Raw genomic sequence first — 26,021 nt, 5'->3', positions numbered from 1 at the left:
GACATTGAACTATTCGAGCGGGTGCAGGAGGTCATCGAGACCCGCTCCACCGCCGACGAGCGCCGCCGCACCCACCACCACTACCTCAAAGGCAGCCTCTACTGCGGAGCTTGCCGCGCCAACGGCGTCACCAGGCGCATGATCATGCAAGAAACCACCAACCGCCACGGCACCACCTACCAGTACTTCTTCTGCCGAGGCCGCCAGCTTGGCGACTGCACCACGCCTCACCTCAACATCGGCAAGCTTGAAGCGATGGTCGAAGACCACTACGCCACCATCCGCTTCGCCCCCAGCTACCTCGCTACCCTCCAGCAGCAGCTCACCGACATCGTCCACCAAGAGAAGGAAGCCACCCGTCTCCTCCACCAGCAGCTCAACGCCGAGCTACAGACCCTCGACACACGCGAAGACAACCTGCTCGACCTCGCCGCCGACGGAACAATCCCCACGGAGAAAGCACGCGCCAAGCTCAAAGCCATCGGCACCAGGCGCACCAAGCTCCAAGACCGCTTGGCCAACGTCAACACCGAACTCACCGACCGCGCCAAGCTCGTCGCCCTGGCGCTCCTCCTCCTTGCCGAACCGCAACGCCTCTACCTCAGCAGCAACGACCACCAGCGTCGCCTCCTCAACCAAGCGATCTTCAAGGCGCTCTATGTCGAAGAAGAAACGATCACCGGTCACGACTTCAAGGAGCCCTTCGCCAGCCTCATGACCGTTCGGGACACCGACAGGCAGGCAGCAGGCACCCACGGCAGCAACACCACCCCACACACCAACAGAGCCTCCCTCCCAAAGGAGGAAGGCTCTGCCACGGGTCTGACCTTGCAAGACCTACTACTTGGCACCTGGAAGGACCAGGGTTCTAGTAGGGCCAACATGGTGGGCGATACTGGGTTCGAACCAGTGACCTCTTCGGTGTGAACGAAGCGCTCTCCCACTGAGCTAATCGCCCGGGTGACGGTGGCTTTGGGGCTTGCCGTCGCCAGAAAGAGTAGCGCATCGTGGGGGGTTCGTGCGCACCGTCGGGGGTCAGCGGACGCCGCGGGGGCGGAACTGGATGCTGATGCGGGGGCCGGTGGGGCGGGCGGTCTTGGGAATGGCGTGCTCCCAGGTGCGTTGGCAGGAGCCGCCCATGACGATGAGGTCGCCGTGGCCGAGGTCGTGGCGGAGGGTGGGGGAGTCGCCGGAGCGGGGGCGCAGGAGGAGGGCGCGGGGGGTGCCGATGGAGATGATGGCGACCATGGTGTCCTCGGTGCGGCCTCGGCCGAGGGTGTCACCGTGCCAGGCGACGCTGTCGCGGCCGTCGCGGTAGAGGCAGAGGCCGGCGGTTCGGAAGGGCTCGCCGAGTTCGGCGGCGTAGTGGTCGTTGAGGGCCTGCAGGGCCTCGTCGAGGGCGGGGTCGGGCAGGGTGGCGCGCTCGTCGTAGAAGGCCAGCAGGCGGGGGACGTCGACGACGCGGTCGTACATGCGGCGTCGTTCGGCGTGCCAGGGGACGGTCTCGGCGAGGCGTTCGAAGAGGGCGTCGGCGCCGCCCATCCAGGTGGGGCGGAGGTCGATCCAGGCGCCCAGGGTGAGGGCGGTGCGCCGGACCGTGCCGCCGAGGGGACCGGGACGGGCCTCGTCCTCGCAGGTCAGCAGGGACGCCTGGAACGGAGGTGTCATGCCCCGCAGTCTAGGCGAGCTGTCAAACATGTGTTCGATCGGGGAGGGTGGGCGGCGGTGGCATGATGGAGCGGTCATGACCGTGCCTCCGCCTCATCGTCTGCTGCGCGCCTCGGCCTTCACGGTCGTGTGCGTGTCCCTGACGTTGGCCGGGCACGTCTGGGCCTCCCGTGCGGGCGTGCCGTGGACGGGGGTGGCCGTCGGCGGTCCGGGGGTGCTCGTCGTCGCGTGGGTGCTCGCGGGGCATGAGCGCTCGGGGTGGACGATCCTCGGGGGCCTGCTCGGCGGCCAGTTCGGTCTGCACGCACTGTTCGCGGCGATGCAGGCGGGGTCCTCCGTGCCGGCCGGGCCGGGATCCCAAGCGGGACATGCGGGACATGCGGGTCATGGTGCGGCCGTGGCGGAGACGGTGTCCGCCTCCGCCGGCCCCGGCATGACCCTCGCGCACGTCGCCGCGGCGACGGCGTCGGCGTGGTGGCTGTGGCGGGGCGAGCGGCTGGCCTGGTCGCTGGCGCGCCGGCTGGCCGCGTTCGCGCGTGCGTGCGTGGCCGTTCCGGCGGGGCCCGTCCCGGTGCCGGTGCGGCGACGGGTGGTCGCCGTGGTGCGGGCGGCGGGGCGTCCCCGCGCGGCGGCGCTGCGGCATTCGGTGGGGCTGCGGGGCCCGCCGTTCCGTTCGGTGTTCGCGACGCACTGACATCGAACGATCGAACGGAGAGATCTCGTCATGTCCATGACGTTCGTCGCCGCCGCCCGCCGGGCTGCGGCGATGGTGGCGGCGCTGCTGACGGCCTTGGTGGTCGTCGGCGTCGCCGCGCCGTCGGCCCAGGCCCATACGGCCCTTAAGGAGTCGTCCCCGGCCAAGGACGCCACCGTGCCGTCCCCATCGGAGATCGCGCTCACCTATACCGACGAGGTGATGCTGCCGCAGGTGGTGCTGACCGACCCGCGAGGGCAGCGGCGTCAGGGGCCGAAGCCCACGGTGACGGGCACCAAGGTCACGCTGCCGATCGAGGGGTCGTTGGAGCCCGGGACGTACACGGTCGCCTGGCGGGTGGTGTCTGCGGACGGCCACCCGGTCACGGGAACGTACGAGTTCACCGTCGAGGGAACGGCGAGCACCCCGGCCCCGGCCTCGTCGGAGCAGCAGGCGCCGCCCGTCACCGAGACCGCGACACCCACGGCCGCGAACGACGGCGGGAGCGGCGGCTGGCTGTGGGTCGGGCTGGGCGCGTTGGCCGTCGCGGCGTTGGCCGGGGGAGGGGCGCTGCTCCTCGTCCGGCGTCGTCCCGGTCCCGGACGCCCCTGACCGGGACGCCCCTGACCGGGACGCGAGGAGCGGATGAGGCCGGCCCGCCGTGGGCGGGCCGGCCGTCGCCGGCTCAGTAGGGCCGGGCCATCTTCCGCCAGGCGGGCGCGATCTGCGTGGTGGCGGCCCGCGGGTAGGAGATCTTCGACGGATCGCCGTCGGAGGTGTAGCGGTCGCCCTCCGGCGTGTCGAGTTGGTCCAGCCAGTGCGCGGACGCGAATTTCGCGTCCTGGCCCTTCGGGCCCTGCGAGCGGATCCGCGGGATGTTCTGCGGGTCGAAGGACGCGTCGTACGGCGAGGGCGACGGGTTCGAGCCCACCAGGAAGATCCCCTGGTGGTCGTAGCGGACGCCGCCGCTCTCGCCGTGCCGCGCCAGCGCCGGCGGCCGGGGCTTGATGCCGAACGGCAGCGCCAGCGTCCGCACCGTCATGCCGGGCACCGCCTCGGTGATCGCCTTCTGGTTGCCGGCGATCTCCTTGCGGACCACGGCGGCGCTCGACGAGCCCAGATTGGCGTGCGTGGAGGTGTGGTTGCCGATCTCGAAGCCGTGCCGGTGGAGCCAGCTCAGCGTCCGCCGGCCGCCGGGATCGTTGAACGGGCTCCCGTTGACGAACATGGTCGCCACCGGACGGAACCCCGGATGACGGCGTCCGGCGTCCAGCAGGATCCCCACCGCGGTGTCCGGTCGGGGCCGCCCGTCGGCCCCGAGCGCGAACTGGCTGATCGTGCTGTCGTCGAAGGTCAGCACGACCGGATGCCGGCCCGCCGGGACGTCGATCCGCCCGGCGGCGAACTCGGCCGCCGTGATGGGGACGTACCCCTCGCGGGCCAGCCGGTCGAGCTCGGCGCGCAGCTCGGCCGGGGTCCGGTCGTAGACGGTCGCCGGCTTCGGGACGATCTGGTGGTACATCAGCACCGGCACCCTGCCGAGCTCGTTCGCGCGCACCTTGGCCGGGTCGACCTGGGGCCGCTTCGCGGGAGCGGCCGCGCCCTGCGCGGGCGCGTGGTCGCCGGCCGTGTGGGCGCCCTGCGAGCCCCCGCAGGCCCCGGCCGCGACCGACGCGGCCGCCAGCACGGCCGCGAGCCTGGTTCCGCCCTTGCCCATGCTCATGCGGCCTTCCCCGTCGCCCGGCGCGGCAGCGCGTCGGGGTGGTAGCGGACGGACGGGTCCCACAGCAGGAACGACGGGCTGCCGGTCTTGGCCGCCGCGTCGATCTGGGCCTTGACCTCGGCGTTCCCGTACCGGTGTCCCATCGTGAAGTCCTGCAGCCACGGGATGACCTGGGCCGAGGTGCCGCGCAGCACCTTGTGGAACGTCAGCATCGAGGCGTGCACGGTCTTGTACGGCTCGGCGTCGGGGTTCTTGATCCCGAACTCGCCCGTCCCCCAGTGCGAGGGGTAGAGCATCGGGGCCACGTAGTCCACGTGCCGGCCGATCTTGGCGATGTCCTGGCCGATCTCCAGCGGCCGGGTGGCGGCGATGCCGTACACGGACGCGCCCAGGAACGCGCCGTGCGGGCGGACCACGCGCCGGGTCTCCGCGACGAACGACGCCACGCTGTCCTCCACCGAGCCCTTGAGGCCGGGGAAGCGCATGGAGCGCAGCGGCCCGTCCGGGCGCCGCACGTAGTCGTACAGGATGTCGTCGAAGCCCAGCCGGGCCGCCTCCACCGCGAGGTCGATGTTGTACCTGCGGACCTCGGGATCGGCGAAGTTCGTGAACGACTGGACGCCGTAGTGCGCCCCGTAGGCGTCGCCGCCCGAGGTGCGGACCAGCCGGTCGCGCTTGCCCGAGCGCCAGGACGCCCGGCCGAGCTGCGGGTCGCGGAACGCGACGATCCGGCCGACCACCCGCACGTTCATGGCGTGCAACTGATCCAGGGCCTTGCGGGCGTCGTAGATCGGCCGCGCGGCCTTGACCTGCCGGGCCAGCGCGACCTGGGAGGCGTAGCCGACGATGCCGTCCTCGTCCTTGACGTCGAGCTGGACGGCGTTGATGCGCCCCTCGCGGGCCATCTGCAGCACCCGGTCGCGCAGCGGCTGCGACGCCCACGCCATGGCGGTGACGTGGACGGCGCGCATCTCCGGATGCGGCACCACCACGGGCACGGTGTGGTCGGTGCGGTTCCCGGCGGCGTCGTAGGCGGTCAGCCGGACGGCGTCCGGCGGAACCTTGTAGTCGAGCGAGAACCTCCCGTCGTCGAGTTCGACCGGGCGGCCGTCGCTGGTCACCCGGACGGCGCCCTCGACCTCGCCGGTCAGGGAGAACGCCTGGCGCAGCCCGCGGGCCCGCAGATGGGGCGCCATGCCGCCGCCGGAGGCGACGCCGTCGACCTTCACCCCCGGCGGCGTGGCGTCCACGCGGAAGTTCCGGGTGACGGTGCCGTCGGTCAGCGGCAGGCTGCCCGGCGCGGTGACCGACAGCTCGTGGCGGCCCTCGGCGAGACCGCCGAGGCCGGCGACGAGCCGGCCGCCCTCGACGCGCAGCGCCAGCGGGCGGCCGTCGAGTCGGGCCCGCACCTTGGCGGGCTCCCCGGCGGTGATGGTCAGGGTCTGCCCCCGCGCGGCGGCGCCGCCCAGCACGGCGCCGTCCCGGACGGTGGTCACGGTGAGGTCGGGCCCGGCGATCTGCTTGATCACCAGGCCCCCCGCGACCAGGACGGCCGTCACCGCCGCCGTGGAGCCCGCGGCCACCATCCAGGGCCGCGCGCTGTTGATCGTTTTCATCGCCTGAGAACCCCCGATGCGCAACGTACGGAAGCGATCACTCCGTGTGTCCATAAGTGACCATGCGCGGCCCGCGCGAAACTTCCGTCCGGGCCGGACACGGTCGCTCCGCGCCGGAGTTTTCAGGGATGGGTGACCGGTCCTTGATCAGGGCTTGAAGGGCCCGGTCGCCGGGTCAGTCCTTGCGGATGATGTCGCGCACCCGGTCGACCATGGCGGCGAGCGGACCGACGGTCAGGTTCGCGGTGGCGCTCTCCGTGCCGGGATGGGGATGGGTCGGCGCCGTGGCCTCCGCCGCCTTGACCGCCCGGGCCATCGCACGCCGTTGGGCGTCGCTGAACTCGTCCCGCAGCCGGTCGAACTCGTAGCGCTCCTCGGCGCGGGCGTGGGTGAGCACGGCGAGGCGCAGCCGGTCCAGCCCGGGCATGAACCGCGGGTCGTGGACGTCCATGCCGTCCAGCTCGGCGAGCATCTCCTTGGCCTCCCGCTCCTCCTGGAGCCGGTCGTCGACCATGCCCTCGCCGCCGGGCAGGCTGCGGCGGGCGGTCGGGTGGACGATCTCCTCCTCGGCGGTCTCGTGGACGGCCAGCAGGCGCACCAGCTTCTGGAACGACTCCTTGCGCGCGTCGCCGGAGTGCTCCAGCACCTCGGCGAACAGATCGCGGATCATGGCGTGCTGGTGGACCAGCAGGTCGATCACGTCGGTCTCGGTCATGGTCTGCGGACGGGTCACGGGTGCTCCTCGCGGTTCGGCGATGGACGCTCGATGCGCCCGCGCCCGTACCCGATTCCGGGCGCGGCATGCCGGCCTCCGGGCGGGGCCGGCGGCCAAATCACCTTTGCGGCGAACGGCGGTGACTTCTGCGTGGAGGAGGGTACGGCGTGCGGCACCGACGACTCCGTGAGGTGACGCATGGGATTCAATCCGCTCGAACATCGAGGCATCCCCCTCGACCGCCAACTCCGCAACTGGAGCGAGCTGGACGTCGAGCCCCTCGACCCCGACCGCGCCGACCCGTACACCCGCTGTCGGGTGATCGCCATGAACGGGATCGAGGTCGAGGCGATCCTGTTCAGCCACAACTTCTCCCGCATCTGTGTCGAGCCCGAGATCAAGTGGCAGTTGGCCGAGGTCCGCTACATCGAGGCCCAGCAGCAGAAGGTCGTCAACTGGCTGCTGCCCGGCCAGTCCTCCGTGCTGGAGACCACGCTCGCCTACGAGCAGGTGGCCGTCGACCTGACGGGCTGGGTGGCGCGCATGGAGCCCGACCCGTACCTCAAGCAGGCCTACGAGTTCGGGGTGCTGGAGGACTTCGACCACCTGTACCGGTACGCCAACCTGTACGAGATGATCGAGCACCGCAAGGCGGACAAGATCGTCGACGCGCTGACCGAGGTCATGCCGGGACGGCCCACGTTCCTGCACCACCGGGACCCCATGGACAACGTGCGCGACCCCTACGACCGCGCGAAGGCCGCCCCGATCTCCAAGCTGCACGCGCTGACCATCATGGCCGCCGAGCAGCAGACCATGAACTTCTACATGAACGTCGGCCCCGAGTACATGGAGCCCATCGCCCGGCGGCTCTACCAGGAGATCGGGCTGATCGAGGAGGAGCACGTCACGCACTACGAGTCCCTGGTGGACCCGGGCGAGACGTGGTGGGAGCGGCTGGTCAACCACGAGTACAACGAGTGCTACATGTACCACTCGTTCATGGAGACCGAGAGCGACCCCCGGGTGAAGGGGATCTGGGAGCTGCACCTCAACATGGAGCTGGAGCACCTGCGGCTGGCCTGCGACATGATGCGCAAGCACGACGGACGGGACCCGGAGCAGATCCTGGCCCCCGAACTGCCCGCCCCGGTGACGTTCGAGCCCAACAAGCAGTACCTGCGGGAGCTGCTCGCCACCCAGATCGACCTCACGACGCTGGGCGCGGGGTACGTCCGGGAGGCCCACGAGCGGTTCGAGCGGATGCAGGCGGCCGTCAACGGCGACGGGAAGCCGCCCAGCGAGCTGGTCATCGACGAGCACCGTGACCGGTTCGGCGGGGAGTACCGGATGCAGACCGACGGGGAGCACCCGGTCCCGAGCCTGCGCGAGGTCCGGGTGAAGCACTGACACCACCCGGGACTCCCCGGGCCATCGACGAATATCGGACGAACGGGCGGGCACGGGACGAACAGACGGCCCTCCGGGGCCGGACCGACAACCGCGACGCGGAGGTCTCCCGAACCGTGCCCAACCGTTCCGTCGTTCCCGAGCGCGTGCGCAGCGCCGCTTCCGTCGCGTCCCCCGAGCGTCTGCGGGTGGTCAGCCGGAGCGCGCAGCCCGCCGCCGTCTTCATCGCCCGGCTCGTCGGCACCGCGGTCGCCGCCTACGTGATCGCCCTCTGGCTGCTGCCCGTGCCCGCTCCGGTGCTGGCCCCGCTGACCGCCCTGCTGGTCGTGCAGGTCTCGCTGTTCCAGACGCTGCGCAGCGCCGCCGAGCGGATCCTGTCCGTCACCGCGGGGGTGATCCTGGCCGTCGCGCTGGTCGAGCTGCTCGGCTTCACCTGGTGGAGCCTGGGGGTGACCATCGCCGTCGCCCTGGCCCTCGGCCACCTGCTCCGGCTGGGCGACCACCTGCTCGAGGTGCCGATCAGCGCGATGCTGATCCTGCAGCTCGGCTCCGACACCGCCGCCGCCGACCGGGTCGTGGAGACGCTCATCGGCGCGACCGTCGGACTGCTGGCGGGGCTGGTCGCCTCGCCCGTACGGGTGCGTCCCGCCGAAGAGGCGATCTGCGACCTCGGCCGTTCCATGCAGCGGGTGCTGGACCACATGGCGGACAACCTGGAGACCGAGCCCGGGGCGAAGGTCGCCGCCGACTGGCTGGAACGGTCCCGGCAGCTCTCCCGGGAGATCCAGGACGGCGACAGGGCGCTCGCCGAGGCCGAGGAGAGCGCCCGGCTCAACCCCAGGACCCGGGTGGGGAGCGCCCAGGAGCCCGGCCCGGCCCTGCGCGCGGCGGTGGAGGACCTCGAGCACGCCTCCGTCAGCATCCGGGGGTTGGCCCGCTCCATGGTCGACCGCACCGACCTGGTGCTCAGCGACCGGGCCGGGCTCGGCGCCGAGATGTGGGAGGCCGACGTGCGCGACCGGCTCGCCTGCACGCTGCGCGAGCTGGCCGCCGGCACCAGCGTCTACGCCCAGGCGGCCACCACGTCCTCCGCCGACGACGCGGTGCGGCTCACCGCCGAGCTGGAGGGCCGCGTGTCCGAGGCCCGACGCCGCCGGGACGAGCTGGGCCGGCTGCTCCGCGAGGACCCCGGACACTGGCCGCTGCACGGTGAGCTGCTGGTGCACCTGGACCGCCTCATCGACGGCCTGCAGGCGGCGGGCCGGGGCCCGGTGACCCACCGCCCCTCGCCCCGACGCCCCATCACCCGCAGCTCGGCGGTGCGGATCCCCACCACCACGCGCAGGCTGGTCGCCCGCCGCCGGCACGCGGCGACCCGTCACGCCACCAGCGCCGAACGGGGATCGGGCCCGATGCGCCTCATGTGAGGCCCGGGCGACCGGCCCGGAACGGCGTTTGGTCGGGCGGGCTCCGGGAAGCGGTCCGGCATGGATCACTCGCGAGCCCCCGTCCTGCAGGCACTGGCCGACTACCGGCAGCGAGGCGACATCCCGTTCACCCCGCCGGGGCACAAGCAGGCGCGGGGCGCGGACCCGAGGGTCCGCGAGGTCCTGGGCGACGGCGTGTTCCACTCCGACGTGCTCGCCGTCTCCGGGCTGGACGACCGGCGCTCCACCCACGGCGTGCTGGCCGAGGCGCAGCGGTTGATGGCCGACGCGGTGCGCGCCGAGCAGACGTTCTTCTCGACCTGCGGCAGTTCGCTGTCGGTGAAGAGCGCGATGCTGGCGGTGGCGGGGCCGCACGAGAAGCTGATCGTCGGCCGTGACGCGCACAAGTCGGTGATCTCCGGGCTCATCCTCAGCGGCGTGCGGCCCATCTGGGTCGAGCCGCAGTGGGACCCGGACCTGCACGTGGCGCACCCGCCGTCGCCGGAGGCGGTCGAGGACGCGTTCGCCGAGCATCCCGACGCACGCGGGGCGCTGGTGACGAGTCCCACCCCGTACGGCACCTGCGCCGACCTGCGTCGGATCGCCGGGATCTGCCACGCCCACGGGCGGCCCCTGATCGTCGACGAGGCGTGGGGCGCGCACCTGCCGTTCCATCCCGACCTGCCGGGCTGGGCGATGGACGCCGGGGCCGACGTGTGCGTGACCAGCGTGCACAAGATGGGCGCCGGGCTGGAGCAGGGCTCGGTGTTCCACCAGCAGGGCGAGCTGGTCGACCCCGCGGTCCTCAAGGCCCGCGAGGACCTGCTCGGCACCACCAGCCCGTCGGTGCTGCTCTACGCCGGGCTGGACGGCTGGCGGCGGCAGATGGTCGAGCGGGGCGAGGAGCTGCTCGGCGCGGCCCTCAAGCTCGCCGCCGAGGTCCGCGAGCGCATCGAGGCCATCGAGGGGCTGCACGTCACCGGTGCGGAGTTCGTCGCTCCCGGGCGCGCCTACGATCTCGACCCGCTGCAGGTGGTCGTCGACCTGGAGGGGCTGGGCATCAGCGGGTACCGCGCCGCCGACCGGCTCCGCGAGCACCGTCGCGTCGCCATGCACCTGGCCGACCACCGGCGGGTCAGCGCCCAGCTCACCTTCGCCGACGACAGCGAGACCGCCGAGGCGCTGGTGGACGCGTTGGAGGACCTGGCCGCCCACGCCGGCGAGCTGGAGGGCGCGCCCGAGGTCCACGTCCCGTCGCCGGGGGAGCTGCGGCTCGAGCTGGTGCACCTGCCGCGCGACGCGTTCTTCGGCCGGACCGAGCAGGTGCCCGCCGAACGGGCCGTGGGGGAGATCAGCGCCGAGATGCTCACCCCGTACCCTCCGGGCATCCCGGCCGTCCTGCCGGGGGAGCGCATCGAGGCCCCGGTGCTCGACTACCTGCGCTCGGGCGTGCGGGCGGGGATGGTGGTCCCCGACGCCGTCGATCCGTCGCTGGAGAGCGTTCGCATCATGGTCGCCAAATAACGTCCGCGATCGGGCAAAGCGCGTCGTCCGGTACTTGTTTACCGGGGCGACGAAGGGAAGGGATTCGGCGAGCCGTATCGCACATGAGGAGAGAGCTCACCGATGACCACCAGTGGATCCAATGCGACCAGCACGGCCGCCGACATCGAGCGCACCCGTGCGGAGATCGGCGAGACCGTGGAGGCGCTGGCCGCCAAGGCCGACGTCAAGGCCCGCGCGCAGCACAAGCTGGGCGAGGTCCGCGACCGGTTCGGCGCCCGGGCCTCCGGTCCGGCCGGCCGGTCGGGCGCGGCGGAGATGACGCCGGCGGCGCGGACGTCGGGTGCGGGGCTGGCGGCGCTGGCCGCCGCGGTGGTGGCGGCCTGGCTGTGGCGTCGTCGGCGGGCCCGCCGACGCAGCGCCTGGCACCGGGCTGCCCACGTGACCAGGACCCGCGCCGACGCGCTGCGCTCCCGGACCGGGGCCCGCGCCAAGACGGCCAAGAGCCGGGCGCACGCCCGGCCCTCGCGCCACTCGATGCGCGGCTGACCCCTCGTACCGGACGCCCCCGGAGCGCGACGGCGTTCCGGGGGCGCGGCGGGTCCGCGTCGCTACGAGCCCAGTGAGGTGGGCACCGCGTGGCCGCCGCTCGGCGCGGCGGGCCGCTCGGCGGGGGCGGGCGGGGCCGCCGACTCGCCGGGAGCGGTGAACTCCGCGTGCAGGGAGTCCCAGAAGGCCAGCTCCTGGTCCTCCTTGAGGTGCTCGATCCGGCCCCAGAACTCGCGGTCCTCGGCCTCGGCGGCGACCGCGGCGCTGATCACGGGCATCATCGTGGTGCTCGCGTCGGCGGCCTCGAGCTGGGCCGGCGTGATGTCGGCGGGGAGCGCCACCGGGCGGCGGTGGTGCTTGCCGCGCTTGCGCACCCGCACCGGGGGGCTCGCGGGGACCTTGGCCGCGGCCGACTTGCCCACGGCCAGCGCCACCGTGCCCACCACGGCGAAGGCCACCAGCCCGCCCAGCACCATGTCCTGACCGCCCGCGGCGAGGCCCTGCGCGTCGGTGGCCGGTCCGCCGGGCGTGCTCTCCGTTCGGGCCAGGTTCTGCTCGCCGGAGGCGGGCGACGTGAGGGCCTCCGCCCGGGGGGCGGGCGCGGCGTGCTTGGGCACGTACTTCTCGGGGGCGGCGGGTGCGGCGGTGACCTTCACCTTCGACGGAAGGCCGTACCCGGCGATCACGTCGCCGTCGCGGACCTTCCGCTTGAGGTGGACGCCGTCGACGTTGGCCTCGATCGTGTGGATCTTCTTGCCGTCGACCTTGGTGACGATGCCGACGTGGTCGATCCGATCGATGTCGTTCGAGCCGTTCCAGTCGAAGAACACGATCGCGCCGGGCTCGGGCTCGGAGCCCCAGGCGTCGTTCTTCTCGAACCACCGGGCGTGCTCGACGGTGGAGGCGAACTGCCCCACCGCATCCGTCACCCCGGCCTTGTCGGCGGCCCAGGCGAGGAACATGTCGCACCAGGGGGCCGTCTCGAAGTACGAGTCGTGGTCCGCGTCGACGTTCTCGGCGAACCATTCACCGAACTTGGTGTATCCGTCGGGCTTCTCGGTATAGCCGAGTTCCTTCTCGGCGACGTCGAGCAGTTTCTTGCCAATCGGGTCCATGTCTCTCCACAGGCCGCCTACCGGGTTAGCTGTCGGGTTCGGGCGGGGAGTCGCCCTACCGCGCATGATGGATCCATGGCGGACTCACCCCGGGAACGCTTCGGCACGGGGGACTCCCCCTGGGCCTCCACGGTGGGTCCCCGGCTCTTCGCGGCGCCGGCTGCGACGCGAACACTCGGCGGTCGGCTCGCCTCCTGGGTGGAGGTAGGTCACGAGCCGGTCTCGGGGGAATGTACTTGAGGTAAAGCGCTTCGGCAAGTCCTTCGGGGAAACCGGACATCAGTGCAGGAAGGCATGCTAAACCTCCAGAAAGGGTGCTAAAGCGGGCAGTCGGATCATCCGTACAGTGGTCGGGTCCGTGAGAGGAGGCGCATGGCCCAGCGACGCGGCGGCCGCGGAAGCCGCAGGCCACGGGTGGCGGAGACGGTCCGCAGCGACGACGGGCGGGCCGAGCTGCGCCCCGACCCCGAGCGCCCGCACGGCCGGCTGCTCAACGTCGGAGGGGTGCCCCAGTCGTACGTCGACCTCGCCGACCCGACCTATCTCGGGTTCGAGTACATGCGGTTGATGGGCGACGTGATCGACTGCCTCGGCACCGGACGGGAGCCGCTGGACGTCGTGCACGTCGGCGGCGGAGCCTGCACCCTGGCGCGCTACGTCGCCGCCACCCGCCCCGGCTCCCGGCAGCTCGTGCTGGAGCCCGACGCCGAGCTCGTCGGCTTCGTGCGGGAGCACCTGCCGCTGCGCGACGTGCGGGGGCTGCGGGTGCGGGTCGTGGACGGGCGCGCGGGCGTGCGGGCGCTGCCCGACGCCTCCGACGACCTGCTGGTGCTGGACGCGTTCGCCGACACGGCCATGCCCGCCGAACTGGCCACCGAGGAGTTCGCCCGGGAGGCCCGGCGGGTGCTGCGGCCCTCGGGGGTCCACCTGGTCAACCTCGCGGACGGGCACCGGCTGGAGTTCGCCCGGCGGATGGTCGTCACCGTCCGGTCGATCTTCCCGCGGACGCTGCTGCTCGCCGACCCGGGCGTGCTGCGGGGCCGCCGTTTCGGCAACCTCGTCCTCGCCGCGTCCGCCGTCGACCTCCCCGAGGCCGAGCTGACCCGCCGCGCGGCCTCCGGCATGGTCCGCGCCCGGTGCATGGACGGCGAGGCGCTGGCCGGGTTCGCCGCCGGGGCCGCGCCGCTGCGCGACGGCGGCGAGGTCTCGGTTCCGGTGCCCCCCGAACGGCTCTTCGGGCGGCCCTGAGGCGCGCCGAGGCCGCTACCGCACCGAGATGTGGAGGTGGTCGAAGTGGTTCTGGGTGAGGCTGCCCCGGTCGCCCATCCTGCGCCAGCCGCCGCCCCGGATGTTCCAGATGTGCTGCTTCCAGATCACGTAGTGGATGCCCAGCCGCGCCGCGTTGGCGACCGCGTAGGCGGCCACCTGGTCGCCGTGCCGCGCCGCGCTCTCGCTCGGCATCCGGCCGCCGATCGTCTCCATGAAGTCGCAGGCCCGCCCCAGCCCGTGGTCCTGGGCGTCGGCGCCGGTCCGGAAGCAGCCGATCACCGGGAACGGGCCGAACCGGTCGTTGATGTCGATCACGGTCGACCGCATCGTCGAGGTCATCCGGTTGCCGGTGATCGGCGTCGAGGGACCGCGCAGGCCGTCGGGGCGACCGGTCACCCGCGGCGCCTTCCGGGTCGGGGTCCGCGCGGTGGGTGTCAGCACGGCGACCTTGGTGCCGCGCGGCATGATCTTCTTGAGGGCCTTGCCCAGCTTCTCCGGCGACGTCTTGCGGGCGCTCACCAGGATCGCGTTGCCGCTGGGCATCCCCAACTCCCGGGCGCGGGCCCGGGAGACGACGGCGTCCACGTCCGGGATGCCCATCGTCGCGTACGCCCCGACGCGCACCTGTCCGGGCGAGGCGCTGCCGCCCGCCGGGACCACCGTGCCCAACGCCAGCCCGCCCGCCTGCCCCAGCTCGAACGAGACCGTCAGCTCGCCGGCGGCCACCGACTGCCACAGCCGGTCGGCGATCGCCGCCGACTCCGGGGCGAACGCGCGGAACGTGGACGGGTCGACCCCCATGAGGCCGACCCGCCGCCCCGCCACCTGCGCCCGGGCCGCGTCCACGACCTCGAGCGCCCCGACGCCCTTGGCGCGCCGGGCGCGTTCCAGGACGGCGGCGGGCAGCGTCCCCGGATGGGCGAGCAGGAGGTGCGGGGTGTGCCGCCGCACCAGCGGGGCCACCATGGGAGCGGCGGGGCGCGCGGCGTCCTGGGAGATCGACACGAACCGCTCGGCGCCGAGGCCGCGGGCGGGGGCCTTCGGGCCGCCGAGGTCGCCGAAGGCCAGCACGCCCACGTCGGCGACGAGGGTGCCGGCGACGAGGACGCCGAGCAGGGCCGGCGGCCATCGACGGCGGGCCCGGAGGACGGACGGATGCTCCTTGCGCGGCCTGATGACGTCTCCTCCGCGGGATGTCCGGATCATGGCGAGGATGCCACCCGCCGGGGGCGATCGGCAACCGGCGGGTCGGGCGGCCCCCGACGCTTGTCACTTCAATCACAAGGTCGATCGGAGATTCGATCGCGGGAACGGAAGATCCCCGCCCGTCCGGATCGTACGGTCATCGCCTGAAATCCCGCACCTCAGCCTGAGGAAGGTTCGACATGGCCACCGTGACCACCAAGGAGACGGGCTGGTCCCGACAGCGCGACATCTCCCCGCACCCGGTTCCGCTCTTCGAGCGGATCGCCGTGGTGCTCTTCGTGGGGACGCCCATCGCGGCCGGTCTCGCCCTCATCCCGTTCGTGTGGGGCTGGGGACTGGGCTGGACCGATGTGGCGATCTTCGCCGTGCTGTATCCGCTGAACGCCATCGGGATCACCGTCGGCTACCACCGACACTTCACCCATGGATCGTTCAAAGCCAAGCGTTGGCTGCGCGTCGTGCTGGCGATCCTGGGAGGTCAGGCGCTGGAGGGCTCGGTGGTGCGCTGGGTCGCCGACCACCGTCGCCACCACAAGTTCGCCGACCGTGAGGGCGACCCGCACTCGCCCTGGGAGTACGGTTCCGGCCTCGTGGGGCTCACCAAGGGTCTGTACCACGCGCACATGGGCTGGCTGATGGGCAAGGACCGCACCTCCCGCAGCCGCTACGTCCCCGACCTGCTGGCCGACCCCGACATCCGGTTCCTGTCCCTGAACCCGGTGTACGGGCTGATCGTGCTGTCGAACTTCCTGGTGCCGCTGGCGATCGGCGGGCTGATCACCCAGTCCTGGCACGGCGCGCTCACCGCGATGTTCTGGGGCGGGTTCATCAAGCTGCTGGTCGGCCAGCACGTGACCTTCTCGATCAACTCCATCTGCCATGTCTTCGGCAAGGAGGACTTCAAGACCCGCGACCGCTCCCGCAACGTGTGGTGGCTGGCCATCCCGTCGCTGGGCGAGTCCTGGCACAACCTGCACCACGCCGACCCCACCAGCGCCCGGCACGGGGTCCTCAAGGGACAGATCGACATCAGCGCCCGGGTGATCTGGTTGTTCGAGAAGGCCGGTTGGGCGTGGGACGTCCGCTGGCCGGACGAGTCCCGCCTGGCCACCCGCCGGGTCTCCTGACCGCTTCTCCGTACCTTCGTCCAAACCACTGGAGTTCGCATGCCCACGCCGCCCATGCTCCCCGAGGTCGACCGCACGCCCCTGATCAACCGCCTGGCGCGGTGGGCGCGCGAATACCCCGACGACCTCGCCTATACGTTCGTCGACTACGGCACCGACGCCGATGGCGTGTCGATAGACCTCACCTGGCGGGAACTGGACGAGCGGGCACGCGCGGTGGGCGCCGCGCTGCGCCGGGTCTGTGAGCCGGGTCAGCGCGTGGCGATCCTGGCGCCGCAGTGCATGGAGTACGTCGTCGCCTTCTTCGGCATCATGTACGCCCGGGCCATCGGCGTGCCGCTGTTCTCCCCGGACCTGCCCGGCCACGCGGAGCGCCTGCTGGCCGTCTACACCGACGCCGACCCCACGTGCGTGCTCACCACGTCGTCGGTGACGACCCAGGTCGAGGGCTTCCTCGACCAGAACCCGGTGCCCCGGCCCAAGGAGATCCTGGCCGTCGACACGATCGAGGCCGCCCCGGCGGACTGGACGCCCGAGCCCGCGGAGCCCGACGAGATCGCCTATCTGCAGTACACCTCGGGCTCGACGCGCACCCCGGCCGGCGTCATCATCACGCACGGCAACTTCGCGGCCAACGCCACCCAGTTGTACGGCGCGTTCGACGGGACGCCGCGCACGTCGACCGGTGTCATGTGGCTGCCGCTGTTCCACGACATGGGGCTGGTCTCGGTGGCCGGGCTGCCCATGGTCTACGCCAACCACGGCACGTTCATGGACCCGGTCGCCTTCATCATGCGCCCGGTGCGCTGGCTGGAGGTCATGAGCCGGCACACGGACGTGTTCACCGGCGGCCCCAACTTCGCCTACGAGTACCTCACCGCCACCGTCACCGAGGAGGAGAAGGCCAGGCTCGACCTGAGCGGCGTCTCCGTCTTCATGAACGGCGCGGAGCCGATCCGCCCCAGCACCATGGAGGACTTCCTCGCGGCGTTCGCGAGCTGCGGCATGACCGCCGAGTCGCAGGTCCCCGCGTACGGGCTCGCCGAGGCCACCGTGTACGTCACCGCCTCGCGCCGCGACCGGCTTCCCACCACGACCGCGTTCGACCGCGAGGGCCTCAAGCAGGGCGTGGCCCGCCCCTGCGACCCCGACGACGACGACGCCTCCGTGCTCGTCGGCTGCGGCGCCCCCTGGGGCCAGTACGCGCTCGTCGTGGACCCGGAGACGCGGCTCGCCCGCCCGGACGGCCACGTCGGCGAGATCTGGGTGCACGGCCCCAACGTGGCCGCGGGCTACTGGGGACGGCCGGAGACGACGGCCGAGCTGTTCCAGGCCACGCTCGCCGAGCCGGCCCCGGGCATGCCCGCGACCCCGTGGATGCGCACCGGCGACCTGGGCCTGTGGCACGACGGCGAGCTGTACGTCACCGGCCGCATCAAGGACCTCATCATCGTCGACGGCCGCAACCACTACCCCCAGGACCTGGAGTACACCGCGTACACCGCCCACGCGGCGATCCGCGGCGACTACGCGGCGGCGTTCGCGATCACCGATGACGACACCGAGGGCGTGGTCATCGTCGCCGAGCGCAACCGGCGGGTGCCCATCGCGCAACTGGACCTCGAGGAGGTCGCCACCGCGGTGCGCGCCGCCGTCAAGCACCAGCACGACCTGCGCCTGACCGACTTCGTGCTCCTGGAGCCGGGGGGCCTGCTCCGCACCAGCAGCGCCAAGGTGGCCCGCGCCGCGTGCAAGCAGGCGTACCTGGACGACTCCCTCTCCACGACCGCCCGCCGTCAGGGCTGACGCGACGCCGTCATCGTCGCCCGTGCGGCCGGGATCGCCCGAGAGGGACGGCCCCGGCCGCACGCGCGTTGCAGGGGCCGCCTCTGTAACTCGGTCCCGCTCTGTAACTCAGTCCCGCCTCTGTCACTCAGTCCCACCAGAACGACCACGACGTCTTGCCGCGGATCTCCTCGGCGTAGCCGGTCAGGGTGCCCGGGCCCTGGAACATGGTGTCCGGGCAGAACGCCCAGTGCTCGGCGGCGACGTGCAGCGCGTGCCGGGTCGTCAGCGGCGGGGCGGCCACGCTGAGGTCCAGGGTGTTGAAGCCGAGGCCGACGACGCGGGCCCCGAACCGCTCCTCCCAGCCGCGCACCACGGCGGCCAGCGGGGCGGTCCACTCGTTGTGGTTGAGCGCGCCCTGCCACCCCATGGCGGTGAGGGTGTCGGCGCCCCGCTCCACGGCCGCCAGACCCAGCGACAGGCCCCGGCGGGCCAGGGTGCGGGCGTACCGGTCGGCGAGGTCGTCGGGGTCGTGCACGGGCGTTCCGGGCGGCGCGGGCCCGGGGCAGAGCCGGCCGTACGGCGCCAGTTCGGAGCAGTCCCCGTCGGGCTGCTGGGAGCACCAGTCCGCCCAGACCTCGGCCATGAAGGCCGCCGGGTCGTAGTTGCCGATCTCCGACACCGGCTCCGGGGCGACCTGGCCCGCCGACCACGGCTGGGTGGACTCGTCCAGCAGCACCGGCCACAGGCCCGAGCGGGGGTGCTCGTCGCGGAGCGCGCTCCACAGCTCGGCGGGCACCGGCTCGTCGCTGACCCAGAAGGCCGGGCGGCGCACCGGATGGCGCTGCGGGTAGCCGGGGTCCGGCCACACCACGGTGCCCGGCGGCAGCGCGGCCGTCAGGCTGCGGCCCACGCCCCCGTCGGTGAACAGGTGCCGCAGGGCGGGGGTGCTGATCCCGGCGGGGCGTGGCTCGGCCGGCAGGGTGGGCCGGCGGTCGTGATCATCCATCTCTCGGGCCGTTTCGGGTGCAAGATCGTGCCAACTCAAGATCTTGGCGCTCCGCAGATGTTAGTGCGGCGGGGCCCCGCGGCGGGGCCGGGCGCCGATTCGCCCCCCATCCGTGACCTGCGTTCACAAGATCGTCGCGGGGGGCGCGGCGGGTGCCTCGTGGCTCAGTGCGCCCGGGGCCGGTGGCCCCCGGTCGCGGCGGCCCGGCGGCGCAGGCCCGCCCAGGAGGCCGACCGGTGCCCGTCCGTCCGGGCGACTCCGCAGGGCCCGCATTGGCCCGTTCCAAAACACTCGGAGTCGAGGGCCGCGCGGATGGCCAGGCTGGCCAGCGTGACGACCAGCGCCACGTCCGAGTCGGTGTGCAACCCGACCCGGACCCAGTCGCCGCCCGGCGGCACCGTCACCCGGCCCGAGTCGACCAGGACCTCCCGGAGCCGCTCGATCACCGGCCCGGTGAGCAGCAGCTCGGCCTGGTCGCCGGAATGCAGGTGCACCACCTGGCAGGCGCCCGCTCCCAGACCGATGCCGTCACCGCACTCCGCCCTGCCCCGCCGGATCGACGGCCAGGACTCGAGCCGGGCCATCACACGGTCGGCGTAGGAGGTCGCGCCACTCCCCATCGCAGCCACGTCTTCATGGTCGTCGTCGAAGCGTCCGATGGGGAGGACCCGAGGTGAAATCGTTATCGCCCTCTTCGGATTGCGGACATCTCGCCGTCCCTTCGGTGCTTTCCGGGCTGGCTTAGTATGAGATTCCGGTCAACCGGTGGGGGTGGAATCGAGTTCGAACCAGGCCGTCAGTCCGCCGTCGGTGCGGACGTGGTCCCAGCGGGACGCCAGGCAGTCGACCAGGAAGAGGCCCCGGCCGTTCTCGGCGTCGGCCCCGGACGCGCGCACCCGGGGGGCGCCGCCGGATCCGACGTCGGTCACCTCGATCCGCACGCCGTCCTCGGTCTCCAGCACCACCAGGGTGACGGGGCCGCTGCCGTGCAGGATGCCGTTGGTGACGAACTCGCTGGTGAGCAGGACCGCGGTCTCGCGGTCGGGATGATGGCGCAGTGTGCGCTCGACGAATCTGCGTGCCTGGGCGACGTCCTCCTGGTTGCCCTCGAACGTCAGGATCCCGCGGACCGTGCCTACGGGTCCCATGCCACCTGGCGGCATCGTGACCTCCCCGTGCGGCTCGGCGCGTGCACGGAGACGCGGTCGGACCCGGACTCCCTGATCGATGTGACCCGACACCGTGACGCACCCGCCTTCCCGCCGACCGGACACTCCCTCGGTTCCGAAGTACGCCGCGTGCCCGGCGCCGTCGAGTCCGTCCGGCGGTCTCATATGACCATGAGGGCGGCTACCAAGGCTTGAGGCGCTCCGAAAAGCAGATGAGTGCTTGTTGTCAGCGGTCTGACAATGACAGCCGTCGCGGCCGGCCGGTCCGCCGGGTGCGGCGAAGTATCCGGAATCTGTGCCGGCCCGATAAAAAGCTCATGATTTTCGGTTCGGACACCCGGGTGCTGACGGGCTGTGTTCGGCTAAGTACCCGCGCGCCCGCGAGGTGGGGCCGCACCCCTGCGGCCGTCCGGAACCAGACCTCGCGAAAAGGGTCCGAAAAGGGGCCGTGGCCATTCCGTGAATAGCGCGGTGACGCCGTTCCGTAGTCGGCCCGGCGGGTGCGAAGAGGTGAAGATGCTCATCCGGGAACGGTTTCGTCTCCGGACGGGCGTCCGTTCGGAGGGTCGGGCGCGCGTCCGTTGACAAAATCCGGCCGCCACGCCCCCTGATCGACTTGCGTCCGGCCCGTCCGTTGTGATCTGGTATTTACCCCGATGTAACGATCACGGGCTTTCTGTGGGGCGGTCCGCCCCGCCACCATTGCCGGGCGGTGTCGGCCACCGGGACAGCGAGGGGAACCGGCATGACGGAGGGGGACCGGGGGGTCCGGGTCGGCATCACCGGCGTGGCCGCCCGGCTGCCGGAGCGCCTGGTCACCGGCCGGGAGGTCGAGGAGCGCGTCGCGCGATCCGGCGGCGGTCACCGGCCGACGCCGGGCATCGTGGAGCGGATGACCGGCATCCGGACCCGGCACCTGGCCGACGACGATCGGCAGGCGTCCGACCTCGCGGTGGCGGCGGCGCGCCGGCTGCTGGACGAGCGGGGTCTGGGCCCCGCCGACGTCGACCTGCTGATCTTCGGCTCGGCCAGCCAGGACCTGGTGGAGCCGGCCACCGCGCACATCGTCTCCAGCAAGCTCGGCACCCGCTGTCCGGTCTTCGACGTCACCAACGCCTGCAACAGCTTCCTCAACGCCGTCCAGATCGCCGAGGCCCTCATCCGGACCGGACAGCACACCCGGGTGCTGGTGTGCACGGGCGAGGTGCCGTCCCGGGCCGTCCGGTGGCGGGTGCGCGACTTCCGGCAGTTCGTCGAGGCGTTCCCCGGCTACACCCTGTCGGACGGCGGCGCGGCGGTGCTGCTGGAGCCGGTGGCGCGCGGCGGCGTCTTCCACCGCGCCTTCGAGGCCGACTCCTCCGCCTGGGACGTGGGCACCCTGCCCGGCGGCGGCACCATGCATCCCCGCGACCCGGAGTACACCTACTTCCACGCCGACGGCCGCAGGCTCAAGGACGCGTTCGTCTCCGTGGGCACCGGTCTGTTCGACAAGGCGCTGGCCGAGACCGGGCTGCGCTGGGACGACTTCGCCGTGGTGTGCGTCCATCAGGTGGCCATGGCCTACCTGGACGAGCTGCGCGAGCGGACCGGCATCCCCGCCGACCGCCTGGTCGTCACCCTGCCCGAGCACGGCAACCTCGCGTCGGCGACACTTCCGTTCCAGCTCGCCACCGCGATGGGGGAGGGGCGCTGCGGGCCCGGCGACAAGGTGGCGCTGCTGGGGCTGGGCGGCGGCGTCAGCCTCGGCGTCGTCTTCGTGGAGCTGTAGCCGATGATCCTGTGGGTCGTGGTGCCCGCCCACGACGAGGGGCCGGGCATCGCCGCGACGCTGACGGCGCTGTCCCGGCAGACGCTCCCTCCCGACGGGGTCGTCGTGGTCGACAACGCCGGCGCGGACGACACCGCCGACGCCGTTCGCGCGTTCGCCGCCGCGCATCCGGGGCTGCGCCTGGAGCTGCTGCACGAGTCGCGGAAGGGCGCCGGCGCGGCGGCCGACACCGGCATGCGGCACGCCATCGCGCGGGGCGCCACGCATCTGGCCCGCACCGACGCCGACTGCCTGCCCCCGCCGCACTGGACGGCCGCGATCGCCCGGGCCTTCGACGACGGCCTGGAGATGGTGGCGGGTGTCGTGCGGCCCCGTACCGACGAGTTCGCCCTCACCTGGGCCGAACGGCGACTGTTGCCGCTCTTCGACGAGGCGGCGGCCGTGTTCGCGAGACTGCGACCCGCCAACCGCGACCCGGACGCGCGGGGCCCGTACGTGATGAGCCCGGCCTGCACCCTGGGCATCACCGCCGACCTGTACGAACGGTCCGGCGGCTTCCCGCGCGCCCCGATCGAGGACGCCCACGACGACCGCGATCTGATCGACCGCGTCCGTAGGGTGACCCGGGCGTACGGTCGTCGCCGGGACGTGTGGGTGTACCGGTCGATGCGGCGGGTGCGCGCGTACGGGATGCGCCGGACGCCGGCATGGTTCCTGAGCCAGGGCGGCCGCCCCGACCTCGCGGACGTCCGGCCGCCCGCGCCTAAGCCGCGCCGGCCGGCCCGCCCGTCACCGGGGGCGGCGGTGTCGGGCGACGCCGATCTCGTCGGACGGGTGCTGGCCCGGGCCGAACGGACGCCCGGGGCGGTCGCCCTCGTGCACGGACCCCGCGACCGCGAGATGACCTATGGGGAGCTGCGGCACCGGGTCCTCGCGGTGACGCACGGCCTGCGTCGCGCGGGCCTGCGACCGGGTGACGGGGTGCTGGTCGGCGTGCGGCACTCGGCGGAAACGGTGATCATCGCCCTGTCGGTGGTCGCCGCCGGAGGCACCCTCGTCATCGTGGACCCCGGCGCGGGCCCGGAGATGTTCGCCGCGCGGCTGCGGCTGGCCGCGCCCAAGTGGGTGATCGCCGAGTCGGCCCTGTACTCCCTCAACCGCGTGCGCGCGCTGCGCGGAGTGGCGCGGAGGGCGGGGCTCCTGCTTCCCGGGGTCACCGACCTGCGGCTGCGGCACGTCCACGTGGGTCCGCGTCTGCCGGGCGTGCCCTCCGGGGCGCTGGACTTCCGTGACCTGGCGCGCGGCCCGGCGCCCGAGGCCGCCCGGGAACGCGACCCCGAGGCGCCGGCCGTCGTCGTGTTCACCTCGGGGACGACATCGAAGCCGCGCGGCGTCGTGCACTCGGCGGCGTCGCTGGCGGCGGGCCTCGAGCTGTGCCGCGAGCGCTTCCCGATCGGCCCCGGCGACGTGGTGCACGACGCCGGGTTCATGCTCGGGCTGCCGGCGCTGATCGCCGGTGCGCGCTGGTCGATCCCCTCGGGCCGCGATCCCGTCGACGGGTTCCTGCCCGAGGTGGAGCGGCGCGGCGTCACCCACGCGTTCTGCGTCCCCGTCCACCTGGCCCGGATGCTGGACGAGTCCGAGCGGCTGCCCGACGCGCTGCGGTTCCTGCTGCTGGGCTCGGCGCCCGTCCCGCCCGCCGTGCTGCGCCGTGCCGTGGCGGCGGCGGGGGAGCGGACGGAGGTGCTGTCGGTCTACGCCATGACCGAGATGCTGCCGGTCTCGATCGCCGACGCGCGGGAGAAGTTCGCGCACTGGGAGTCCGGGTCCGGCGGCGACCTGCTCGGCGCCCTGCTGCCCGGCGTACGGGCCCGCATCGCCCCCGACGGCGAACTGCTGCTGCGCGGCCCCAACACCTGCGTGGGCTACCTGGGCGACCCGCCGCTGGAGTGGCTGGCCACCGGCGACCTGGCCCGGCTCGACGAACGGGGCCGACTGGTGCTCGTGGGCCGTGCGAAGGACATGCTCATCCGGGGCTCGGTGAACATCTATCCCGGCCTGTACGAGCCCGCCATCGCCGCGCTCCCCGGCGTCGCCGAGGCGGCGATGGTGGGGCTGGCCGACCCGGTGACCCGGGACGAGGAGGTCGTGGTCGCCGTGCTCGCCGACGGGAGCGTCCCGGCCGACGCGCTGCCCGGCCGGCTGCGGCGGGCGCTGCCCGAGGTGATCGACGCCGGCGCCCTGCCCGACCGGATCGTGGTGCTGCCCGGCTTCCCCCGCGCGGGACGCTCCCACAAACTCGACCGGGCGGCGCTGCGGATCCTGGTCACCCGCCGGCCGGTCGCCGCCCCCCTCAGTCGGGGCGGACGCGTTCGCCGGAACGGATCCGGTCCAGGCCCAGCCAGATGAAGTCGACCGCCATGTCCTCGGCCCTGGCGCGCGGCGTCTCGGGATGCTCCAGCCACCACGACACCATCGAGATGATCGACCCGTACAGCAGCGGCACCAGCAGCCGGGCGCGGCGCTCGTTGGCGGCCAGCTCGGCGGGGGACAGGCCCGGGTCGGCGCGGCGGCGGCGCAGCAGCAGGCCCGCGAACGACTCGCCCATCCGGTCGCGCAGCTCCCGCAGGTCGTCGCCCACCTTGGGCTTGTCGAGGTGCAGGATCACCAGCGCCCATCCGGCCGGCTCCTCGGTGGCGTAGTCGAACAGCGCCCGCACCATGGCGCGGATGCCCTCGGCCGACGACCGGTGCGGCGCCACCGCGGTGTGCAGCCGCGCGGTCAGCTCGCCGACGATCGCGCCGGTCACCTCGGCGAACAGCTCGTCCTTGGACGTGAAGTGCTGGTACAGCAGGGCCTTGGACACGCCCGCCGCCGAGGCCACGTGCTCCATCTGGGTGAGGTGGAACCCCCGGCGCCCGAACTCGCCCAGCGCCGCGGTGAGCAGTTGCTCGCGGCGGCGGGCGTACGGCATCCGCTGCCGCACGCCCGCGTCACCCGCGGAGTGACGTGTCGGTGTCGTGTCGGTCATCGGCCGAGGTACCGGCCCAGCTCCGCCCGGGCCACCGAACGCACGTGGACCTCGTCGGGCCCGTCCGCGAGGCGCAGGGTGCGCAGGCCGGCCCACATCTGGGCCAGCGGGGTGTCGGCGCTGACGCCGGCCGCGCCGTGCACCTGGATGGCCTTGTCGACCACGTCGAGGGCGACCCGCGGGGCGATCACCTTGATGGCGGCGACCTCGCTGCGGGCGCCCTTGGGCCCGTGCCGGTCGATCAGCCACGCCGTCTTGAGGGTGAGCAGCCGGGCCTGCTCGATCGCCATCCGGGACTCGGCGATCCACTGCTGGATCACGCCCTGTCGGGCCAGCTCCTTGCCGAACGCGACCCGGGAGACGGCCCGCTCGCACATCAGCTCCAGGGCGCGCTCGGCCGCGCCGAGGGCGCGCATGCAGTGGTGGATGCGGCCGGGGCCCAGTCGGGCCTGGGCGATGGCGAAGCCGCCGCCCTCCTCGCCGATCAGGTTCTCCACCGGGACCCGCACGTCGGTGAACGCGATCTCGCAGTGGCCGTGCTGGTCGGAGTAGCCGAACACGGGCAGCGGCCGGACGATCTCCACGCCGGGCGCGTCCATCGGCACCAGCACCATGGACTGCTGCCGGTAGGGGTGCCCCTCGGGGTCGGTCTTGCCCATGACGATCAGGACCCGGCAGCGCGGGTCGGCCGAGCCGGTGGTCCACCACTTGCGCCCGTTGATCACGTACTCGTCGCCGTCGCGCTCGATCCGGGTGGCGATGTTGGTGGCGTCGGAGCTGGCGACCTCGGGCTCGGTCATCGCGAAGGCGCTGCGGATCTCGCCGTCCAGCAGCGGGCGCAGCCAGTGCTCCTTCTGCTCCGGGGTCCCGAACAGGTGCAGCACCTCCATGTTGCCGGTGTCGGGCGCCGCGCAGTTGGTGGCCTCGGGGGCCAGGTGCGGGGAGCGGCCGGTGATCTCCGCCAGCGAAGCGTAGTCGGTGACGGACAGACCGTGTGCGGGTTCGACGCTGTCGGGCAGGAAGAGGTTCCACAGGCCCCGCGCGCGGGCCTCGACCTTGAGCTCCTCGACCACCGGGGGCACCGTGTGCTCCCGACCGGCGGCGCGCAACTCGGACCGTTGGGCGGCGTAGACCGGCTCGGCGGGGTACACGTGGGAGGCCATGAAGGCGCCCAGGCGGGCCAGATACTCCTGGGCCCGGGGGCTCGGCTCGAAGTCCATGGCGCTACAGTAACTGA

General features: G+C 72.7%; 24 protein-coding genes, 1 tRNA gene and 1 riboswitch. Of the genes, 11 read left to right on the top strand and 14 right to left on the bottom strand.

Annotated features, from left to right (window positions below):
• Nucleotides 1-9: 9 nt before the first annotated feature.
• The 4 genes from DFJ69_RS35185 to DFJ69_RS00380 all read right to left on the bottom strand — a co-directional run bounded on the left by DFJ69_RS35185 (nucleotide 10) and on the right by DFJ69_RS00380 (nucleotide 1,668).
• Nucleotides 10-369 carry a hypothetical protein gene (locus DFJ69_RS35185; protein WP_245973884.1) on the bottom strand — a complete coding sequence of 120 codons (360 nt, stop codon included), beginning with the start codon at nucleotides 367-369 and terminating at the stop codon, nucleotides 10-12.
• Nucleotides 370-387: 18 nt separating this feature from the next.
• Nucleotides 388-687, bottom strand: a complete 300-nt coding sequence (locus DFJ69_RS35180) for a hypothetical protein (protein ID WP_245973882.1) — start codon at nucleotides 685-687, stop codon at nucleotides 388-390.
• Between the two features lie 196 nt (nucleotides 688-883).
• Nucleotides 884-958, bottom strand: a tRNA-Val gene (locus DFJ69_RS00385).
• 77 nt (nucleotides 959-1,035) lie between these two features.
• Nucleotides 1,036-1,668, bottom strand: a complete 633-nt coding sequence (locus tag DFJ69_RS00380) for an alpha-ketoglutarate-dependent dioxygenase AlkB (RefSeq protein ID WP_116020632.1) — start codon at nucleotides 1,666-1,668, stop codon at nucleotides 1,036-1,038.
• Between the two features lie 76 nt (nucleotides 1,669-1,744).
• Here DFJ69_RS00380 and DFJ69_RS00375 point away from each other — a divergent pair, with 76 nt between their 5' ends.
• Together DFJ69_RS00375 and DFJ69_RS00370 are read left to right on the top strand one after the other, a co-directional pair.
• Nucleotides 1,745-2,362 carry a hypothetical protein gene (locus tag DFJ69_RS00375; RefSeq protein ID WP_116020631.1) on the top strand — a complete coding sequence of 206 codons (618 nt, stop codon included), beginning with the start codon at nucleotides 1,745-1,747 and terminating at the stop codon, nucleotides 2,360-2,362.
• Nucleotides 2,363-2,392: 30 nt separating this feature from the next.
• Nucleotides 2,393-2,974, top strand: a complete 582-nt coding sequence (locus DFJ69_RS00370) for a copper resistance CopC family protein (protein WP_116020630.1) — start codon at nucleotides 2,393-2,395, stop codon at nucleotides 2,972-2,974.
• Between the two features lie 73 nt (nucleotides 2,975-3,047).
• Here the strand turns inward: DFJ69_RS00370 and DFJ69_RS00365 are convergent, their stop codons facing one another.
• From DFJ69_RS00365 to DFJ69_RS00355, 3 genes are all read right to left on the bottom strand, one after another.
• Nucleotides 3,048-4,085: a polysaccharide deacetylase family protein gene (locus DFJ69_RS00365; RefSeq protein ID WP_245973880.1), complete on the bottom strand. Its 1,038-nt coding sequence runs from the start codon at nucleotides 4,083-4,085 to the stop codon at nucleotides 3,048-3,050.
• Nucleotides 4,082-5,701 carry a putative glycoside hydrolase gene (locus tag DFJ69_RS00360; RefSeq protein ID WP_116020628.1) on the bottom strand — a complete coding sequence of 540 codons (1,620 nt, stop codon included), beginning with the start codon at nucleotides 5,699-5,701 and terminating at the stop codon, nucleotides 4,082-4,084. The genes DFJ69_RS00365 and DFJ69_RS00360 overlap by 4 nt, the downstream gene beginning before the upstream one ends.
• Before the next feature lie 175 nt (nucleotides 5,702-5,876).
• The gene (locus DFJ69_RS00355) at nucleotides 5,877-6,434 is read right to left on the bottom strand and encodes a hemerythrin domain-containing protein (protein WP_245973878.1); all 558 of its coding nucleotides are present in this window, start codon (nucleotides 6,432-6,434) and stop codon (nucleotides 5,877-5,879) included.
• 180 nt (nucleotides 6,435-6,614) lie between these two features.
• On the opposite strand from DFJ69_RS00355, the gene DFJ69_RS00350 reads away from it, so the two are divergent.
• From DFJ69_RS00350 to DFJ69_RS00335, 4 genes are all read left to right on the top strand, one after another.
• Nucleotides 6,615-7,826, top strand: a complete 1,212-nt coding sequence (locus tag DFJ69_RS00350; protein WP_116020627.1) for a hypothetical protein — start codon at nucleotides 6,615-6,617, stop codon at nucleotides 7,824-7,826.
• Between the two features lie 116 nt (nucleotides 7,827-7,942).
• Nucleotides 7,943-9,253, top strand: a complete 1,311-nt coding sequence (locus DFJ69_RS00345) for an FUSC family protein (protein WP_116020626.1) — start codon at nucleotides 7,943-7,945, stop codon at nucleotides 9,251-9,253.
• A 60-nt stretch (nucleotides 9,254-9,313) separates the two neighbouring features.
• Complete coding sequence (locus DFJ69_RS36010; RefSeq protein ID WP_116020625.1) at nucleotides 9,314-10,777, top strand: aminotransferase class I/II-fold pyridoxal phosphate-dependent enzyme; 1,464 nt, start codon at nucleotides 9,314-9,316, stop codon at nucleotides 10,775-10,777.
• 102 nt (nucleotides 10,778-10,879) lie between these two features.
• A complete protein-coding gene (locus DFJ69_RS00335) occupies nucleotides 10,880-11,305 on the top strand; it encodes a DUF3618 domain-containing protein (protein ID WP_116020624.1) in 426 nt (141 codons plus the stop codon).
• 62 nt (nucleotides 11,306-11,367) lie between these two features.
• Here DFJ69_RS00335 and DFJ69_RS00330 read toward each other — a convergent pair whose 3' ends face one another.
• Nucleotides 11,368-12,420: a CHAP domain-containing protein gene (locus tag DFJ69_RS00330; RefSeq protein ID WP_116020623.1), complete on the bottom strand. Its 1,053-nt coding sequence runs from the start codon at nucleotides 12,418-12,420 to the stop codon at nucleotides 11,368-11,370.
• Nucleotides 12,420-12,586: riboswitch (cyclic di-AMP (ydaO/yuaA leader) on the bottom strand. It overlaps the preceding gene by 1 nt.
• Before the next feature lie 206 nt (nucleotides 12,587-12,792).
• Here DFJ69_RS00330 and DFJ69_RS00325 point away from each other — a divergent pair.
• The gene (locus DFJ69_RS00325) at nucleotides 12,793-13,668 is read left to right on the top strand and encodes a spermidine synthase (RefSeq protein WP_116020622.1); all 876 of its coding nucleotides are present in this window, start codon (nucleotides 12,793-12,795) and stop codon (nucleotides 13,666-13,668) included.
• 15 nt (nucleotides 13,669-13,683) lie between these two features.
• On the opposite strand, the gene DFJ69_RS00320 is transcribed toward DFJ69_RS00325, so the two are convergent.
• The gene (locus DFJ69_RS00320) at nucleotides 13,684-14,895 is read right to left on the bottom strand and encodes a VldE C-terminal domain-containing protein (RefSeq protein ID WP_245973877.1); all 1,212 of its coding nucleotides are present in this window, start codon (nucleotides 14,893-14,895) and stop codon (nucleotides 13,684-13,686) included.
• A 179-nt stretch (nucleotides 14,896-15,074) separates the two neighbouring features.
• On the opposite strand from DFJ69_RS00320, the gene DFJ69_RS00315 reads away from it, so the two are divergent.
• Together DFJ69_RS00315 and DFJ69_RS00310 are read left to right on the top strand one after the other, a co-directional pair.
• The gene (locus tag DFJ69_RS00315; protein WP_116020621.1) at nucleotides 15,075-16,022 is read left to right on the top strand and encodes an acyl-CoA desaturase; all 948 of its coding nucleotides are present in this window, start codon (nucleotides 15,075-15,077) and stop codon (nucleotides 16,020-16,022) included.
• A 39-nt stretch (nucleotides 16,023-16,061) separates the two neighbouring features.
• The gene (locus DFJ69_RS00310) at nucleotides 16,062-17,828 is read left to right on the top strand and encodes a fatty acyl-AMP ligase (RefSeq protein ID WP_245973876.1); all 1,767 of its coding nucleotides are present in this window, start codon (nucleotides 16,062-16,064) and stop codon (nucleotides 17,826-17,828) included.
• A gap of 127 nt (nucleotides 17,829-17,955) precedes the next feature.
• Here DFJ69_RS00310 and DFJ69_RS00305 read toward each other — a convergent pair whose 3' ends face one another.
• From DFJ69_RS00305 to DFJ69_RS00295, 3 genes are all read right to left on the bottom strand, one after another.
• A complete protein-coding gene (locus DFJ69_RS00305) occupies nucleotides 17,956-18,816 on the bottom strand; it encodes a DUF4253 domain-containing protein (protein ID WP_116020620.1) in 861 nt (286 codons plus the stop codon).
• 164 nt (nucleotides 18,817-18,980) lie between these two features.
• Complete coding sequence (locus tag DFJ69_RS00300; RefSeq protein ID WP_116020619.1) at nucleotides 18,981-19,436, bottom strand: luciferase domain-containing protein; 456 nt, start codon at nucleotides 19,434-19,436, stop codon at nucleotides 18,981-18,983.
• Between the two features lie 138 nt (nucleotides 19,437-19,574).
• On the bottom strand, nucleotides 19,575-19,964 hold the full coding sequence (locus DFJ69_RS00295) for an ATP-binding protein (RefSeq protein ID WP_116020618.1): 390 nt from the start codon (nucleotides 19,962-19,964) through the stop codon (nucleotides 19,575-19,577).
• 766 nt (nucleotides 19,965-20,730) lie between these two features.
• On the opposite strand from DFJ69_RS00295, the gene DFJ69_RS00290 reads away from it, so the two are divergent.
• Nucleotides 20,731-21,753, top strand: a complete 1,023-nt coding sequence (locus DFJ69_RS00290) for a 3-oxoacyl-ACP synthase III family protein (protein ID WP_116020617.1) — start codon at nucleotides 20,731-20,733, stop codon at nucleotides 21,751-21,753.
• Nucleotides 21,754-21,756: 3 nt separating this feature from the next.
• On the top strand, nucleotides 21,757-24,162 hold the full coding sequence (locus DFJ69_RS00285) for an AMP-binding protein (RefSeq protein WP_245973875.1): 2,406 nt from the start codon (nucleotides 21,757-21,759) through the stop codon (nucleotides 24,160-24,162).
• Here the strand turns inward: DFJ69_RS00285 and DFJ69_RS00280 are convergent.
• Nucleotides 24,107-24,784 (bottom strand): TetR/AcrR family transcriptional regulator, encoded by a 678-nt coding sequence (locus DFJ69_RS00280; protein WP_116020616.1) that lies wholly within the window; start codon nucleotides 24,782-24,784, stop codon nucleotides 24,107-24,109. The two genes, DFJ69_RS00285 and DFJ69_RS00280, sit on opposite strands and share 56 nt — an antisense overlap.
• Nucleotides 24,781-26,004, bottom strand: a complete 1,224-nt coding sequence (locus tag DFJ69_RS00275) for an acyl-CoA dehydrogenase family protein (protein WP_116020615.1) — start codon at nucleotides 26,002-26,004, stop codon at nucleotides 24,781-24,783. Before DFJ69_RS00275 ends, DFJ69_RS00280 begins: the two co-directional genes overlap by 4 nt.
• Nucleotides 26,005-26,021 lie beyond the last annotated feature (17 nt).

This window comes from Thermomonospora umbrina (assembly GCF_003386555.1).
In the GTDB taxonomy this organism is placed as follows: Bacteria; Actinomycetota; Actinomycetes; order Streptosporangiales; family Streptosporangiaceae; genus Thermomonospora; species Thermomonospora umbrina.
This window is presented reverse-complemented; position numbering and strand designations above follow the sequence as displayed.